General features: G+C 57.6%; 16 protein-coding genes, 1 pseudogene and 1 other annotated feature. Of the genes and pseudogenes, 7 read left to right on the top strand and 10 right to left on the bottom strand.

Features of this window, described 5'->3' with window-relative positions:
* Positions 1-78: 78 nt before the first annotated feature.
* Genes yciA through EV102420_RS17375 form a run of 3 tightly spaced genes read right to left on the bottom strand, consistent with a single transcriptional unit; the run spans position 79 to position 1,814 of the window.
* Positions 79-480 carry an acyl-CoA thioester hydrolase YciA gene (yciA, locus tag EV102420_RS17385; RefSeq protein WP_042394358.1) on the bottom strand — a complete coding sequence of 134 codons (402 nt, stop codon included), beginning with the start codon at positions 478-480 and terminating at the stop codon, positions 79-81.
* Positions 480-1,019 (bottom strand): septation protein A, encoded by a 540-nt coding sequence (locus tag EV102420_RS17380; protein ID WP_042394355.1) that lies wholly within the window; start codon positions 1,017-1,019, stop codon positions 480-482. The genes yciA and EV102420_RS17380 overlap by 1 nt, the downstream gene beginning before the upstream one ends.
* 51 nt (positions 1,020-1,070) lie before the next feature.
* Complete coding sequence (locus tag EV102420_RS17375; protein WP_042394353.1) at positions 1,071-1,814, bottom strand: YciC family protein; 744 nt, start codon at positions 1,812-1,814, stop codon at positions 1,071-1,073.
* Between the two features lie 291 nt (positions 1,815-2,105).
* On the opposite strand from EV102420_RS17375, the gene ompW reads away from it, so the two are divergent.
* Positions 2,106-2,741: an outer membrane protein OmpW gene (gene ompW / locus EV102420_RS17370; protein ID WP_042394349.1), complete on the top strand. Its 636-nt coding sequence runs from the start codon at positions 2,106-2,108 to the stop codon at positions 2,739-2,741.
* 55 nt (positions 2,742-2,796) lie between these two features.
* On the opposite strand, the gene trpA is transcribed toward ompW, so the two are convergent.
* The 5 genes from trpA to EV102420_RS17345 are packed head-to-tail and all read right to left on the bottom strand — an operon-like array spanning position 2,797 to position 9,329.
* Positions 2,797-3,606, bottom strand: coding sequence for a tryptophan synthase subunit alpha (gene trpA / locus EV102420_RS17365; protein ID WP_042394346.1), 810 nt, complete (start codon positions 3,604-3,606; stop codon positions 2,797-2,799).
* Positions 3,606-4,799: a tryptophan synthase subunit beta gene (trpB, locus tag EV102420_RS17360; protein WP_042394344.1), complete on the bottom strand. Its 1,194-nt coding sequence runs from the start codon at positions 4,797-4,799 to the stop codon at positions 3,606-3,608. The genes trpA and trpB overlap by 1 nt, the downstream gene beginning before the upstream one ends.
* Before the next feature lie 10 nt (positions 4,800-4,809).
* Positions 4,810-6,168: a bifunctional indole-3-glycerol-phosphate synthase TrpC/phosphoribosylanthranilate isomerase TrpF gene (gene trpCF, locus EV102420_RS17355; protein ID WP_042394342.1), complete on the bottom strand. Its 1,359-nt coding sequence runs from the start codon at positions 6,166-6,168 to the stop codon at positions 4,810-4,812.
* Between the two features lie 3 nt (positions 6,169-6,171).
* A complete protein-coding gene (gene trpD, locus EV102420_RS17350) occupies positions 6,172-7,767 on the bottom strand; it encodes a bifunctional anthranilate synthase glutamate amidotransferase component TrpG/anthranilate phosphoribosyltransferase TrpD (protein WP_042394339.1) in 1,596 nt (531 codons plus the stop codon).
* A complete protein-coding gene (locus EV102420_RS17345) occupies positions 7,767-9,329 on the bottom strand; it encodes an anthranilate synthase component 1 (RefSeq protein WP_042394336.1) in 1,563 nt (520 codons plus the stop codon). Before EV102420_RS17345 ends, trpD begins: the two co-directional genes overlap by 1 nt.
* Positions 9,330-9,359: 30 nt before the next feature.
* Positions 9,360-9,456, bottom strand: a sequence feature (Trp leader region).
* Between the two features lie 135 nt (positions 9,457-9,591).
* Here EV102420_RS17345 and rnm point away from each other — a divergent pair.
* The 6 genes and pseudogenes from rnm to rluB all read left to right on the top strand — a co-directional run bounded on the left by rnm (position 9,592) and on the right by rluB (position 13,359).
* A complete protein-coding gene (gene rnm, locus EV102420_RS17340; RefSeq protein WP_441842989.1) occupies positions 9,592-10,491 on the top strand; it encodes an RNase RNM in 900 nt (299 codons plus the stop codon).
* Positions 10,488-11,108: an L-threonylcarbamoyladenylate synthase gene (locus tag EV102420_RS17335; RefSeq protein ID WP_042394330.1), complete on the top strand. Its 621-nt coding sequence runs from the start codon at positions 10,488-10,490 to the stop codon at positions 11,106-11,108. Before rnm ends, EV102420_RS17335 begins: the two co-directional genes overlap by 4 nt.
* An 11-nt stretch (positions 11,109-11,119) precedes the next feature.
* Complete coding sequence (locus tag EV102420_RS17330; RefSeq protein WP_131406025.1) at positions 11,120-11,713, top strand: hypothetical protein; 594 nt, start codon at positions 11,120-11,122, stop codon at positions 11,711-11,713.
* A 162-nt stretch (positions 11,714-11,875) separates the two neighbouring features.
* Positions 11,876-11,950, top strand: a pseudogene (locus tag EV102420_RS22915) (STM2901 family protein); the annotation flags it as partial.
* Complete coding sequence (locus EV102420_RS17325) at positions 11,944-12,273, top strand: DUF1493 family protein (protein ID WP_042394324.1); 330 nt, start codon at positions 11,944-11,946, stop codon at positions 12,271-12,273. The pseudogene EV102420_RS22915 and the gene EV102420_RS17325, both read left to right, overlap by 7 nt.
* Positions 12,274-12,450: 177 nt before the next feature.
* Positions 12,451-13,359 carry a 23S rRNA pseudouridine(2605) synthase RluB gene (rluB, locus tag EV102420_RS17320; protein ID WP_042394322.1) on the top strand — a complete coding sequence of 303 codons (909 nt, stop codon included), beginning with the start codon at positions 12,451-12,453 and terminating at the stop codon, positions 13,357-13,359.
* A gap of 79 nt (positions 13,360-13,438) precedes the next feature.
* Here rluB and cobO read toward each other — a convergent pair whose 3' ends face one another.
* Together cobO and EV102420_RS17310 are read right to left on the bottom strand one after the other, a co-directional pair.
* A complete protein-coding gene (gene cobO / locus EV102420_RS17315; protein ID WP_042394320.1) occupies positions 13,439-14,029 on the bottom strand; it encodes a cob(I)yrinic acid a,c-diamide adenosyltransferase in 591 nt (196 codons plus the stop codon).
* Positions 14,026-14,787: a YciK family oxidoreductase gene (locus tag EV102420_RS17310; RefSeq protein WP_042394319.1), complete on the bottom strand. Its 762-nt coding sequence runs from the start codon at positions 14,785-14,787 to the stop codon at positions 14,026-14,028. The genes cobO and EV102420_RS17310 overlap by 4 nt, the downstream gene beginning before the upstream one ends.
* Positions 14,788-14,965 lie beyond the last annotated feature (178 nt).

The following is a 14,965-nucleotide window of genomic DNA, read 5'->3' as shown; positions in this document are numbered from 1 at the left end:
CCGTCTTAACGGCGGGGCGTCGGTGGACTAATTCCGCAGGTTAGCCGTAATAAGAAAGCCTCCATTCGGAGGCTTTTTTTATGCTTGCGGGGGAAGGGCGCGGGGCTTGCCTTCGCTGTCTACCGCCACATAGATAAACAGCGCCTCGGTGGCTTTATAGCGCTGGCCGATGGGCTCTGAAGAGACCTTCTTCACCCACACTTCAACGTTGATGGTTACCGAGGTCGTACCGCGTTTAACGCAGCGCGCATAGCAGCACACCACGTCACCCACCGCAACCGGACGCAGGAAGGTCATGCCGTCAACCCGGACGGTGACCACGCGGCCATGGGCGATCTCTTTGGCCATGATCGCGCCGCCCATGTCCATCTGCGACATCAGCCAGCCACCAAAAATATCGCCGTTGGCGTTGGTATCGGCAGGCATTGCCAGCGTGCGTAATACCAGCTCGCCCTGTGCTGCTTCGTTTGTATTGGTCATCAGGACTTATCTTCCTGCGGCAGGTGGCGATAAATATAGAGGCCGCTCAGCAGGGTGAAGATCAGCGTCAGAGCAGTTAAGCCAAACACCTTGAAATTAACCCAGATATTTTGCGGCAGCCAGAATGCGATATAGATATTGGCCAGTCCGCAGATAATGAAAAACAGCGCCCAGGCGAGGTTGAGCTTTGACCATACCGTTGCCGGCAGGGCGATCTCTTTACCCAGCATGCTCTGGATCAGCGGCTTTTTCATCACCCACTGGCTAAACAGCAGCGCACCGGCAAACAGGGCGTAGATTACGGTCACTTTCCATTTAATAAACTCGTCGTTATGGAAAAAGAGCGTCAGTCCGCCAAACACCGCTACCAGCACAAAGGTCACCAGCGCCATTTTTTCAACTTTGCGATAGCGCACCCAGCTGTAGATCAGCACCACCGCCGTCGCCACGATCAGCGCTGCCGTTCCGGCGTAGATGTCATAGAGCTTATAAAAGGCAAAAAATACAATCAGCGGCAAAAAATCAAGAAACTGCTTCATTCTTCGATTCCGTAATAGATGCAGCCTGTCGGTTAAGCAGGCTGCGGGATGTTAAGGGCGGATCAGCATATAAAGACGATAAAGATAAACAAGCAGCGCCGCCGAGATCAAATTGCTCAGCGTATTGGCCACGATAGCCCCCACCGTTGGCGTCAAGACGGCAAAGTTGGGAGCGAACATCAGCAGCAGGGTTTTTGCCAGCAGCCAGCCCATCACCGCCGGAGCCACCAGGCGCATATTGCCCCAGCCCAGACGCATACTGTTACGGATCGACTGAAAGACGCCCATTTTATCCTGCACCATCATCACGGGCGCAAAGGCCAGCAGGATCGCCAGGATAACGCCCGGGACCACGATAAACATGATGCCAATCTGCACCATAAAGGTGGTCAGGAAAATCAGGATAAACAGCTTTGGCAGTACCGGAGCGCTGGCCCCAATCGCCCGCAGCGCGCTTATGCGATGGCCCGCTGAAATCAGCTGAAGCAGTAGCAGCATCCCCCCCGCCAGAATGGCGTTGCCAAACAGCCCGGAAAAGGTTGAGGCGGCAGAGGCGCGCAGCAGCACCTGCTGCTGTTCCGGCGTCATGTTTTGCACCAGTTCAAACAGCCCGGCGCTACCGGACAGGTTGTCACCCTCACGCAGGATGGCGAGCTGCTCATCGCTGGGTGAAAAAACGTGGCCAAGCATTACCGTGATAAACGCACACAATAAGGCGATCAGTAAAATGGTGACGAACTGATTGCGAACAAAATTTCCCGTGTCACGGTAAACGGACTTCGCCGTGATAGACATGCACTCTCCTTGAGTAAACCGGTATTAATTTGCTGACGATTGTAACCTGGTTAGCGTCGCAGTGGCAGCACTCTCCCGTGTATGGAAAAGCATAGCTTTGTAAAACAGTCTTATCCGGAAAACTGATCTACACCCATACTGTTAGCGCCCTGATGATTAAGGAAAATTAATCCAGATCAATGAATGTTACTTTACAGGGTTAAATGTGATCTGCGTTAGATCACTTTGTACTTCAATGTAGGTATATTCACCGCGCCATAAACAATAACCATATCAATGGAGCGGAAAAGAATGAAAAAATTAGCGGTGGTAGCGTTGGCGTTAAGCGCATTTTCAGCTGGGACCTATGCCCATGACGCGGGCGAGTTTTTTGTGCGTGCGGGTTCGGCGACGGTAAGACCGACCGAAGGATCCGACAACGTGCTGGGCAGTCTGGGCGGGTTTAACGTCAGTAACAACACCCAGCTGGGCCTGACTTTCACCTATATGGCAACGGAGAACGTCGGCATCGAGCTGCTGGCCGCCACGCCGTTCCGTCACCATGTCGGCACCGGTCCGACGGGTAACATTGCCACCGTTGAGCACCTGCCGCCAACCCTGGTTGCCGAGTGGTATTTCGGTGACAGCAGCAGCAAAGTCCGTCCCTATATTGGCGCAGGCGTGAACTACACCACCTTCTTTAATGAAAAATTTAACGATACCGGTAAAGCGGCAAACCTTTCTGACCTGAGCCTGAGCGACTCCTGGGGCGCGGCGGGCGTGGTGGGGCTAGACTACCTGATCAACCGGGACTGGTTGATTAACGCCTCGGTGTGGTACATGGATATCGATACCGACGTGAAATTTAAGGCGAATGGGGTGCAGAACACGGTCGATACGCGTCTCGATCCGTGGGTGTTTATGTTCTCTGCGGGCTACCGCTTCTGATCCACGAATTCAGGTGAGAAACTGGCCGAAGAAGCCGGTTTCTCACCCTGATGAATCAGCTTACTCGCGTCGCCGCTTTTAGACCCTGTACAAACGCCTTCAGCTCGTCCAGCATCTTAACGGGCTTATCAAGGTTATTCTCAATAATCTTCACAATGGCGGAGCCGGAAATTGCCCCGGCTGCGCCTGCCTCCAGCGAGGTTTTCACCTGCTCCGGGGTCGAGATACCAAAGCCCTGCAGCGGCGGGGCAGCATGGTACTCAGCCAGCTTCTCAACCAGATGCTGTAGCGGCAGGGCCACGCTGTTCTCTGCGCCGGTTACCCCAGCGCGGGAGAGCAGGTAGGTGTAGCCGCGTCCGTAGGAGGCAATCTGGCGCAGCAGATCGTCATCGGCGTTTGGCGGGCAAATAAAGATTGGCGCAACGTTATGGCGCATCGCTGCCTGACGGAACGGGGCTGACTCCTCTACCGGCACGTCCGCCACCAGCACTGAATCAACGCCTGCTTTTTCACATTTAGCGTAAAACTCATCAATACCCTGACTGAATACCAGGTTGGCGTACATCAGCAGGCCGATAGGGATTGTCGGGTGCTTCTGGCGTACCGCGGCCAGCATCTCAAAGCACTGGGCGGGGGTGGTGCCCGCAGCAAAGGCGCGCAGGGTGGCATTCTGGATAGTGGGGCCGTCGGCCAGCGGATCGGAGAAGGGGATCCCTAACTCCAGCGCGTCGGCACCGCCCTCAATCAGCGCATCGATAATCTTTAGCGACTGTTCGGGAGAGGGATCGCCCAGGGTAACAAAGGGAACAAACGCTCCCTCCTTGCGTTCCTGCAGGCGCGTAAACAGCTGCTCATAACGTTCCATCACATCTCCCCTCGTGCTTTTAAAATATCGTGAACCGTAAAGATGTCTTTGTCGCCGCGGCCAGAGAGGTTAACCACCAGCAGCTGCTCTTTTTCTGGATTTTCGCGCATCATCTTCAATGCATGGGCCAGCGCATGTGAGGACTCCAGCGCCGGAATGATCCCTTCGCTGCGGCACAGCAGTTTGAACGCCGCCAGCGCTTCATCATCGGTAATCGAGACGTAGTCCGCACGACCGATGCTGTTTAGATGCGCATGCTGCGGCCCCACGGACGGGAAATCGAGCCCGGCGGAGATGGAGTAGGATTCCTCAATCTGACCGTCAGCGGTCTGCATCATCGGCGACTTCATGCCGAAGTAGATGCCCACCCGGCCATGCTTCAGCGGCGCGCCGTGTTCACCGGTCTCAATCCCGTGACCCGCCGGCTCGACGCCGATCAGTCCCACGCTGCTCTCTTCAATAAAGTCAGCAAACATGCCGATGGCATTAGAGCCGCCGCCGACGCAGGCGATCACCGCATCCGGCAGGCGACCCTCTTTTTCGAGGATCTGCGCTTTGGTCTCTTCACCTATCATGCGCTGGAACTCACGCACAATAGTCGGGAACGGATGCGGGCCTGCCGCCGTGCCGAGCATATAGTGGGCCGTATCGTAGCTGCCGGACCAGTCACGCAGCGCTTCGTTGCAGGCATCTTTCAGGGTAGCCGAGCCGCTATAGACCGGGATCACCTCTGCACCCATCAGGCGCATGCGGAACACGTTCGGCGACTGACGCTCCACGTCCTTAGCACCCATATAGATGCGGCATTTCAGGCCGAGCAGGGCGCTGGCGAGAGCGGAGGCGACGCCGTGCTGGCCCGCACCGGTCTCGGCAATGATCTCGGTTTTGCCCATGCGCTTGGCAAGCAGCGCCTGGCCCAGCACCTGGTTAGTTTTGTGCGCGCCGCCGTGAAGCAGATCTTCGCGCTTGAGATAGAGCGTGGTGTTTGTTCCGGCAGTCAGGTTCTGGCATTTGGTAAGCGCGGTCGGACGCCCGGCATAGTTTTTCAGCAGATCGGTGAACTGAGCTTGAAACGCCGGATCTTTCTGGGCGCTGACAAAGGCCTCTTCCAGCTGGCGCAGGGCGGGCATTAAAATTTGCGGAACGTACATGCCGCCGAATTCACCGAAGTAGGGATTGAGCAAAGTTGTCATTACAGATTCCTTAATAGGCACGCAGGGTACGGAAAACCGAGGCCAGCTTGCTGGCATCTTTAATACCCGGTTCAGATTCCACACCTGAATTAAAATCGAGTCCGGCACAGCCCGCCTGCGCCGCCGTGACGCAGTTATCTGCGCCGAGGCCACCGGCCAGCATCACGTTGTCCAGCGTCTCTCCGGCCAGCAGGGACCAGTCAAAACGCTGGCCGGTGCCGCCCTGGCCGTTATCAAACAGATAGCGGTCAACGTGGTTGAGATTGCGGGCCGGGAGCGTATCGCTGACGCTCAGCGCTTTCCAGATGGCGACGTGAGCTGGCAGCGCGGCGCGCAGCGTATCAATATAGGCCTGATCCTCCGCACCGTGCAGCTGGACGGCAGCAAGCTGGAACCGCTCTGCCTTCTCTACCACCGCCCCGACGGTTGCGTTACGGAAGACGCCCACGTAGCGCAGGGGCGCTGCGGCAATGACCGTATCGGCCTGGGCATCACTCACGCAGCGCGGGGACTCAGGGACGAAGATCAGCCCGCCAAAGAGGGCCCCGGCTTCAAACGCGGCCTGCGCATCCTCGGGACGCGTCAGCCCACACACTTTATTCTCGCCCAGCAGCACGCGCTTGATGGCGGCGGCGAGATCGTCCTGCTCCATCAGCGCCGATCCGATTAAAAAGCCGTTGGCGAAACGGCTCAGATCGCGCACCTGGGCATAGGTATTAATCCCCGACTCGCTGATCACCGTGACGCCCGCGCCGAGACGGGGAGCCAGCTGGCGGGTGCGGTTGAGATCGATAGAGAGATCGCGCAGGTCGCGGTTGTTGATACCCACCACCTTAGCCCCGAGGGCGATAGCGCGCTCCAGCTCCTCTTCATTACTCACTTCGGTCAGCACGCCCATCTTCAAGCTGTGGGCCACGGCGGCGAGCTGGCGATATTGGTCGTCATCGAGCACCGAGAGCATCAGCAGGCAGGCGTCCGCCTGGTAGTAGCGCGCCAGGTAGATCTGGTAGGCCTCGATAATAAAATCCTTACACAGGATCGGCTGCGGCGCGGCGGCGCTCACCAGCGGTAGAAAATCGAAGCTGCCCTGAAAATATTTCTCATCCGTCAGCACGGAGATAGCCGACGCATGGTGTTTGTAGATGCCCGCGATCCGCACCGGATCGAAGTCATCGCGGATCACCCCTTTTGACGGCGAGGCCTTTTTACATTCGAGAATAAACGCCGTGCGCGCACCCTGCAAAGCATCGTAAAAGCTGCGCGTGGCGGGCACGATCTCGCTCTGAAAACTGGCCAGCGGCTGCTGCTGTTTTCGGGCGGCGACCCAAATCGCCTTATCCGCGACGATTTTCGCTAAAACGGTTTCCATTACTTATCCTCTTGCCGCAAGTGCGGTGACTTTGTCATAGGCAGCACCGCTGCGTAGTACGTCCAGAACCTTTTGCGCGTTGGCCTGCAAATTCTCTTCCCCATGCAGACGCATCAGCATCGCCACGTTTGCCGCGACGGCGGCCTCGTGGGCGGCTTCACCTTTACCTTGTAGTAAGCGCGTCAGAATGTCACGATTTTCTTCCGGGGTGCCGCCTGCCAGCGCCTCCTGGCGATAGGGCGTCAGGCCAAAGTCAGTGGCCTCCAGCTGGTAGCTGCTGATATTGCCGTTGTTCAGCTCGGCAACCAGCGTCGGGGCGTGCAGAGAGACTTCGTCCATGCCGCCGCTGTGCACCACCGCTGCCCGTTGATAGCCCAGCACGCGCAGCGTCTCAGCAATCGGCAGCACCAGCTCTGGGCTGTAGACCCCAATCAGCGCCAGCGGCGGGTGGGCCGGGTTAATCAGCGGCCCCAGCACGTTGAACAGAGTGCGGGTCTTGAGCTGCTGGCGTACGGGCATCGCGTGGCGGAACCCGGTGTGGTACTTCGGTGCAAAGAGGAAGCAGACCCCCAGCTCGTCCAGCGCGGTACGGGATTTATCCGCGTTCATATCGAGATTGATGCCAAACGCCGCCAGCAGATCGGATGAGCCGGAGCGGCTTGAAACGCTGCGGTTGCCGTGCTTCGCCACCTTCAGGCCGCAGGCTGCGGCGACGAAGGCGCTGGCGGTGGAGATATTGATGCTGTTGCTGCCGTCGCCGCCGGTGCCAACGATATCGGCAAAGGCATAGTCCGGGCGCGGGAAGGGCGCTGCGTTCTCCAGCAGCGCGGTGGCTGCCCCGGCAATCTCGTTCGGATGCTCGCCGCGGATCTTCATGCTTACCAGCGCCGCCGCTAGCTGCTCTGGCTTCAGCTCGCCGCGCACCACCGCCGAGAAGAGCTGGTGGCTCTCCTGCTGGCTCAGGGTCTGGGCCTGATAGAGTTTCTCCAGGATCGGTTGCAGGGTGTTGCTCTGCTCCAGCTTCTGCTGCGCCCAGGCCAGGGTCTGCTCCAGCAGGCGAGCGCCCTGGGTGGTCAGAATGGACTCCGGGTGGAACTGGAAGCCGCAGACGCGATCGGCATCGTGACGCACCGCCATCACCATACCGTTGAAATGCGCATTGATGGTCAGTCCGGCAGGCACGTTGCTGCCCACCAGCGAATGATAGCGCGCCACCGGCAGCGGGTTGCTCAGCCCAGCGAACATCGCCTGGCCGTCGTGTTCAATATTTGACGCTTTACCGTGCAGGATCTCTCCGGCCTGGCCGACGTAGCCGCCGTAGGCTTCAACAATTGCCTGATGGCCGAGGCAGATACCAATGATCGGCAGCTTGCCGCGCATGCGGGTTAACAGCTCGGGCATACAGCCCGCCTCAGAGGGCGCGCCGGGGCCCGGCGAGAGCATCAGTACCGGGTTCTCCATGGTTGCCAGGCGGTCAATCAGCGTCTGGGCTGGGACATGGTTACGGTAGATCACCACGTTGTGGCCGCTGGCGCGCAGCTGATCGGCAAGGTTATAGGTAAACGAGTCGATATTATCGAGCAGCAGAATGTCAGCCATCAGAACGTCTCCTGAGCGTGGTGTGCGGTGGCAATGGCGCGCAGGACCGCGCGGGCTTTGTTGCGGGTTTCATCGGCTTCAGACTGCGGAACAGAGTCCAGCACCACGCCCGCGCCCGCCTGGACGGTGGCGACACCGTTTTCAACGTAGGCGGAGCGGATCACGATGCAGGTATCGAGGTCGCCGTGGGCAGTGAAGTAGCCCACCGCGCCGCCGTAGCTGCCGCGACGGGTGCCTTCTGCCTGAGCGATAAGCTGCATGGCGCGGACCTTTGGCGCACCGCTCAGGGTGCCCATATTCATGCACGCCCGATAGGCATGGAGCACATCAAGATCGTTGCGCAGCTCGCCTACCACGCGGGAGACCAGATGCATCACAAACGAGTAGCGATCGACCTTGGTCAGGTCGGCAACGTAGCGGCTGCCGGGCGTGCAGATGCGGGCCAGATCGTTGCGGGCGAGGTCAACCAGCATCAGGTGCTCGGAGAGCTCTTTATGATCGGTACGCATCTCCAGCTCAATACGGCTGTCGAGATCGCGATCCAGCGAGCCGTCGGCCCGGCGACCGCGCGGACGCGTTCCAGCAATTGGGTAGATCTCAATCTGGCGCGACTGTGCATCATACTTCAGCGAGCTCTCAGGCGACGCGCCGAACAGGGTAAAGTCGTTATCCTGCATAAAGAACATGTAGGGGCTGGGGTTGCTCTTCTTCAGCACGTCGTAGGCCGCCAGCGGCGACGGGCAGGGCAGCGAGAAGCGGCGGGACGGCACGACCTGGAAGATCTCTCCGGCGCGGATGGCTTTTTGCATCTCGCGTACCACTGCGCCGAACTCCTCGTCGCTCTGGTTGCATTCACAGCGCATAGACGCCACCGTCTCTACCGGCAGCGGGGCGGGAGGCAGGCTGAGCTGCTGACGCAGCTCGGCGATGCGCTGGGTCAGGCGTTGCTGTTCAGCGTCGGAAGGGGTGAAAAGGCTTGCCTGAATGCGGGTCTGCTGCTGCTGGTGATCGATAACCAGCAGCGTTTCGGCCAGGTAGAAGCAGAAGTCCGGGCAGCCATTCTCCTGCGCCAGTGCAGGCAGATCCTCAAAACCGGCTACCAGGTCATAGGCGAAGAGGCCGCCAAAGAACATCGCCTCGCGCTCTTCAGCCGGGACGGTGACCAGCTCCTGAAGCAGGCGAAAGGCATCAAAAACTGACAGCGAGCAGAGCCGGGCGTCTTCGTCCAGCAGGTTGCTCACCGCTGGAAAGTGCAGAACGCGGCCATCCGGGCGGGCGATGTTCTCTACGCCAGCGGGCAGGGCGGCATCCAGCAGCGGCAGGAGCGACGCGCCGTTGGCCGTCAATGCCTGAATAGTGACAGTGTCACCTAAAGCGGTAATGCGCAGCGCGCTGTCGACCAGCAGCAGGCTCTTGAGATCGTCCTTGCTGTCGATATCGGCAGATTCCAGCAGCAGCGTTGCCGGACGATCCGCGCATAGCTGATGAAACAGGGCGGTCGGGTTCTCCCGGTACGCGGCGTGGTCTGTGAGAAGCTGTAGTGCAGGTTTTGGCATTGGCATAGTCATTCTCATCCGATCGTTATTCTGTTCAAAAAAAAGCCCGCTCAGTTGGCGGGCCGGGGTATCTGTCTGCTTGAGGCAAACGCTCGCTCACCGCCCGTTTTCAGGAGGAGTGCCACCAGCGGATAAGCGTAAAGTGTTTGAACATTTTCAGATACCTCGTTGTGTGAACTTGCGTACTAGTTAACTGGTTCAAGAGAATAAAGTCAACCCCTCATTTCAGAATTCGCTGCGTAAACGTTATGATAGAGTCCTAAATGAGATATACCCTACTGGAGCCGCTTTGAGCGACACGAATTACGCCATTATTTACGACCTTCACTCTCACACTCAGGCCTCAGACGGTTTGCTCACCCCGGAAGAACTCGTTCATCGCGCAGTCGAGATGCGCGTGGGCACGCTGGCTATCACCGATCATGATACGACCTCGGCTATACCCGCCGCCCAGGCGGAGATCCTGCGCGCAGGCCTGAACCTGACGCTGATTAACGGCGTGGAGATCTCTACCCTTTGGGAGAACCACGAAATCCATATTGTCGGCCTCAATATCGACATTGCGCATCCGGCGATGGTGACGCTGCTTGAAGAGCAGAAGGCCCGTCGTCAGGCACGCGCCATGCAGATTGGCGAGCGCCTTGAGAAAGCGCATATTCCCGGCGCGTGGGAAGGGGCGCTGCGTCTGGCTAATGGCGGGGCGGTGACCCGTGGCCACTTTGCCCGTTTCCTCATCGAGAGCGGCAAGGCCAGCGACGTAGCAGGCGTGTTTAAAAAGTACCTTGCGCGTGGTAAAACCGGATACGTTCCGCCCCAGTGGTGTACAATAAAACAAGCTATTGATGTGATTCATCATTCTGGCGGCAAGGCGGTAGTGGCCCATCCCGGACGCTACGATCTGAGCGCTAAATGGCTGAAAAGACTGCTGGCACACTTTGCCGAACAGGGCGGTGATGCGATGGAAGTCGCCCAATGCCAGCAGGCCCCTAACGAGCGCACCCAGCTTGCTGCGTATGCACAACAGTTTGGTCTGATGGCGTCGCAGGGCTCGGATTTTCACCAGCCCTGCCCGTGGATCGAGCTGGGTCGCAAACTGTGGCTGCCCGCAGGCGTAGAAGCGGTATGGCAGCTGTGGGAACAGCCTCAACATAATGAGAGGGAAGTATGAGTCAGTTTTTTTATATTCATCCGGATAATCCCCAGCCGCGCCTGATTAACCAGGCCGTGGAGATTGTGCGTAAGGGCGGGGTGATCGTCTATCCCACCGACTCCGGCTACGCGCTGGGCTGTAAAATCGAAGATAAAGGGGCGATGGAGCGTATCTCCCGCATTCGCCAGCTGCCGGATGGGCACAACTTTACCCTGATGTGCCGGGATCTCTCCGAGCTGTCGACTTACGCCTTTGTGGACAACGTGGCATTCCGCCTGATCAAGAACAATACGCCGGGCAACTACACTTTCATCCTTAAAGGAACGAAAGAGGTTCCGCGCCGCCTGCTGCAGGAAAAACGCAAAACCATTGGCCTGCGCGTGCCGTCTAACCCTATCGCGCTGGCGCTGCTCGAAACCCTCGGCGAGCCGATGCTCTCTACCTCGCTGATGCTCCCCGGCAGCGAATTCACCGAGTCCGATCCCGAAGAGATCAAAGATCGCCTGGAAAAACACGTGGAGCTTATCATTCATGGCGGCTATCTCGGCCAGCAGCCCACCACGGTGGTCGATCTGACCGATGACGCGCCGGAAGTGATCCGCGAAGGCGTAGGCGATGTGAAGCCGTTCCTGTAGGAGTTAGCACGATGCTTAAAGGGACCGGCAGGCTTGCCCTGCCCGCAGGAGTGTTGTTTGCACTGGTTATGCTGATCGGCTGTACCGTGAGTTCGCCGAAGCTGCCTGAAACAGAGAAGATCGTTTACTTCAAAGCTGGAGATAATGTGCTGTTGGCCCGAGGCGAGAAGTATACCTACTCCTTTAGCGGGGCGAGCACCCGTAGCCTGTATGATCGCTGGCTGGTACTTAAGCGCGACTATGGGGATGCGGTGCGCGGTATGACGGTCAACTTCGAGGCCAATGACGACAAGGTCAATGCCCAGTACAACACCTTTATCCGCATAGATCGGCTTAAACCAGGACAAAAAGAGATACTGCAACGCGACTACAACGCCCAGCCGACTGCCAATCCGCAGGAGTGGGTCGTGACGTTCCAGGCCAGCGGCTACTCTGGCCTGTCACGCAACTACATTATGGATGACGGCTACGTTAAGCTCGATCCGCCGATAACCGTCAGCATTAACGACAAAACGCGGGGTATCAACCCGCTCTGGATCCCGCTGATTATCCCGGCATTTCCCTTTATCATGGCCTACGGCTGCGCCAAAGGTCCCTGCGTATAAGCAATGCGCCCTAGTGCTTAAAAATTAACCTGGGGCGCTACAGTGTCTTATTTGGTTTTTGTGCGGTCTGTGTGCCTAAAAAATAGGGAAGGGGACGGTAGAGTCTGCCGCAAATTTTGGCGCTATGACGAACGAGTTTCGGCTGGATTGCTGCAAATTTTATCAGTATCACAGATCATCTATAACTCAATAACTGAATACAATACCATCGCACGGGGCAACGACAAGCTATGGTAAAAGATATTGAAAAACAAATAATTGAGATGTTCACTATCCGTAGTGGTTCATACCTATTCAGAAAAAAGAAATACGATACCTACTCAGCAGAATCAAGCATTCACTTCGATGTGCAGTTAGATCAGGATGATTTTGAGGAGTTGATTGAAGACTATTCGAAGGAGTTCAACGTCGATATGTCTAATTTTCATCTTGAGACTTACTATCCCAACGTTAAATTCTCATGGAACCCATTCAAAAAGCCTGAACCGGTGGATGTTCCCGATTTCACTATTGATATGTTTATCCAATCGGCAAAAGCGGGAAGATGGTTGTACGACTGATTGAGAGTACGGTCACTTGCTCGTGATTAAGCGCTGCTACAGCTATCCGGTGCTTAAAAATTAACCTGGGGCGCTACAGTATTCCATTTGATTTTCGTGTAGTATGTGCGCCCAAGAAATAGAGTGTGCTTTGCACCTATCCAGACGCCTGTGAAGGCGACACCTGAAGGAACCGCCATGAGCGAGAAATTACAAAAAGTGCTGGCCCGCGCTGGCCACGGCTCCCGCCGTGAAATCGAAGCGATCATTGCAGCCGGGCGCGTCAGCGTCGACGGAAAAATCGCAACCCTCGGCGACCGCGTTGAGGTTATCCCAGGCCTGAAGATCCGTATTGACGGCCATCTTATCTCTGTTAGAGAGTCCGTTGAGCAGATCTGTCGCGTGCTGGCCTACTATAAACCAGAAGGTGAACTCTGCACCCGTAACGATCCGGAAGGGCGTCCGACCGTGTTCGATCGTCTGCCGAAGCTGCGCGGCGCACGCTGGATTGCCGTTGGCCGTCTGGACGTGAACACCTGCGGCCTGCTGCTGTTCACCACCGACGGTGAGCTGGCTAACCGCCTGATGCACCCGAGCCGTGAAGTCGAGCGCGAATACGCCGTGCGCGTATTTGGTCAGGTCGAAGAGAACAAGCTCCGCGATCTCTCCCGTGGCGTGCAGCTGGAAGACGGTCCGGCAGCGTTTAAAACTATCAAGTTCAGCGGCGGTGAGGGTATCAACCAGTGGTATAACGTCACCCTGACTGAAGGGCGTAACCGCGAGGTTCGTCGCCTGTGGGAAGCCGTTGGCGTGCAGGTGAGCCGTCTTATCCGCGTCCGCTACGGTGATATTCTGCTGCCGAAAGGGCTGCCGCGTGGGGGCTATACCGAACTGGACCTGGCCCAGACGAACTATCTGCGCGAGCTGGTGGAGTTAACGCCAGAAACCGAATCTAAGGTAGCGGTAGAGAAAGACCGTCGTCGTATGAAGGCTAACCAGATCCGCCGGGCGGTCAAGCGTCATACTCAGACCGGCAGCGCGCGTCCGGCCAGCGGACGTCCTGCAAGCGGAAACCGCCGCTCCAGCACGCGTAACAGCAAAGCATAAAAAAAGGGGCCTCGGCCCCTTTTTCGATCTGTTATGCCGGGCGGCGGCTCTGCCTTGCCCGGCCTACGAACTTTTTTATTTAATAGTCAATCCCGATCTGCGCCTTCACGCCCGCGTCGAAAGCGTGCTTAACCGGACGTAGCTCGCTCACCGTATCGGCCAGCTCCAGAATATCCCTATGGCAGCCGCGACCGGTAATAATTACCGTCTGCTGGGCCGGACGCGCTTGCAGGGCGCTCAGCACTACCTCCAGTGGCAGATAGTCATAGGCCACCATGTAGGTCAGCTCGTCCAGGATCACCATATCCAGCGTCTCGTCTGCCAGCATCCGCTGGGCATGCTCCCATACCGCCAGACAGGCGGCGGTATCGGCCTCGCGGTTCTGCGTGTCCCAGGTGAAGCCCGTCGCCATCACCTGAAACTCCACGCCGTGCGGCTCCAGCAGGTTGCGCTCGCCGTTAGGCCAGGTACCCTTAATAAACTGGATCACGCCCACTTTTTTACCGTGGCCCACCGCGCGGGTGGCGGTGCCAAAGGCGGCGGTGGTTTTGCCTTTGCCGTTGCCGGTAAAGACGATAATAATCCCGCGCTCGTCCTGGGCGGCGGCCACGCGTGCATCCACGTGATCCTTCACTTTCTGCTGTCGTTGCTGGTAACGCTCTTCACTCATTGTGCTATCCCCGGTTTGCGTCCAGGCTGAGCATCAAAGCTCATGCCGGTTTTGCGACGGCTGTCATCACCCATCAGCCATAGGTAGAGCGGCATGATATCAGCCGGGGTCTTTAAGTTTTGTGGATCTTCCGACGGAAACGCGCTGGCACGCATTTTCGTTCGCGTGCCGCCGGGATTGATGCAGTTAACCCGCAGGTGCTTGCTCTGATACTCCTCGGCCAGCACCTGCATCATGCCTTCGGTGGCAAATTTAGACACCGCGTAGGCTCCCCAGCTGGCGCGGCCCTGACGGCCTACGCTTGAGGAGGTGAACACCAGCGAGCCGGCCTCTGACTTGAGTAATAAAGGAAGAAGCGCCTGGGTCAAATAGAAGGTCGCGTTGACGTTAATCTGCATCACCTGCTCCCAGACCTCAGGCTTCTGCTGATCCATCGGGCAGATATCCCCCAGCATGCCCGCGTTATGCAGGACGCCATCAAGGCGGGGAACGGCGGCATCAATCTGTGCCGCCAGCTGCTGGCACTGCGCCGGCGTGCAGGTGGCGAGATCCAGCGTATACCAGCGGGCGGTTTTGCCGCCGAGCTGCTCGATGCGCTGGGCCACGCCGCGCAGCTTCTCTTCATTTCTGCCGAGCAGGATCACTTTTGCGCCATAGCGGGCATAGGTCAGGGCGGCCTCCTGGCCAATCCCGTCGCTGGCACCGGTCACCAGAATAATGCGGTTCTCTAATAAATCTCGTTTTGGCTGGTAGTGCACGGTTTCTCCTTTGCGCTCTCGTTCATCCAGGCGTCATTTCACAGGATCGGGTCTTGTGGGCTTTATGCCTTAATCTGCCGCGTAATTCAATCGTCAAGCTCCTGCATTGATGCTTTGAACCTTTTCAACTTCTTACAGAGCAAAAAAATCAGCAGGATGGCGTCTAACTTAGCACGAC

The sequence above is a fragment of the Pseudescherichia vulneris NBRC 102420 genome, assembly GCF_000759795.1.
Taxonomy (GTDB): Bacteria; Pseudomonadota; Gammaproteobacteria; order Enterobacterales; family Enterobacteriaceae; genus Pseudescherichia; species Pseudescherichia vulneris.
The sequence above is the reverse complement of the archived record's forward strand: the minus strand, read 5'-3'. Positions and strand labels throughout refer to the sequence as shown.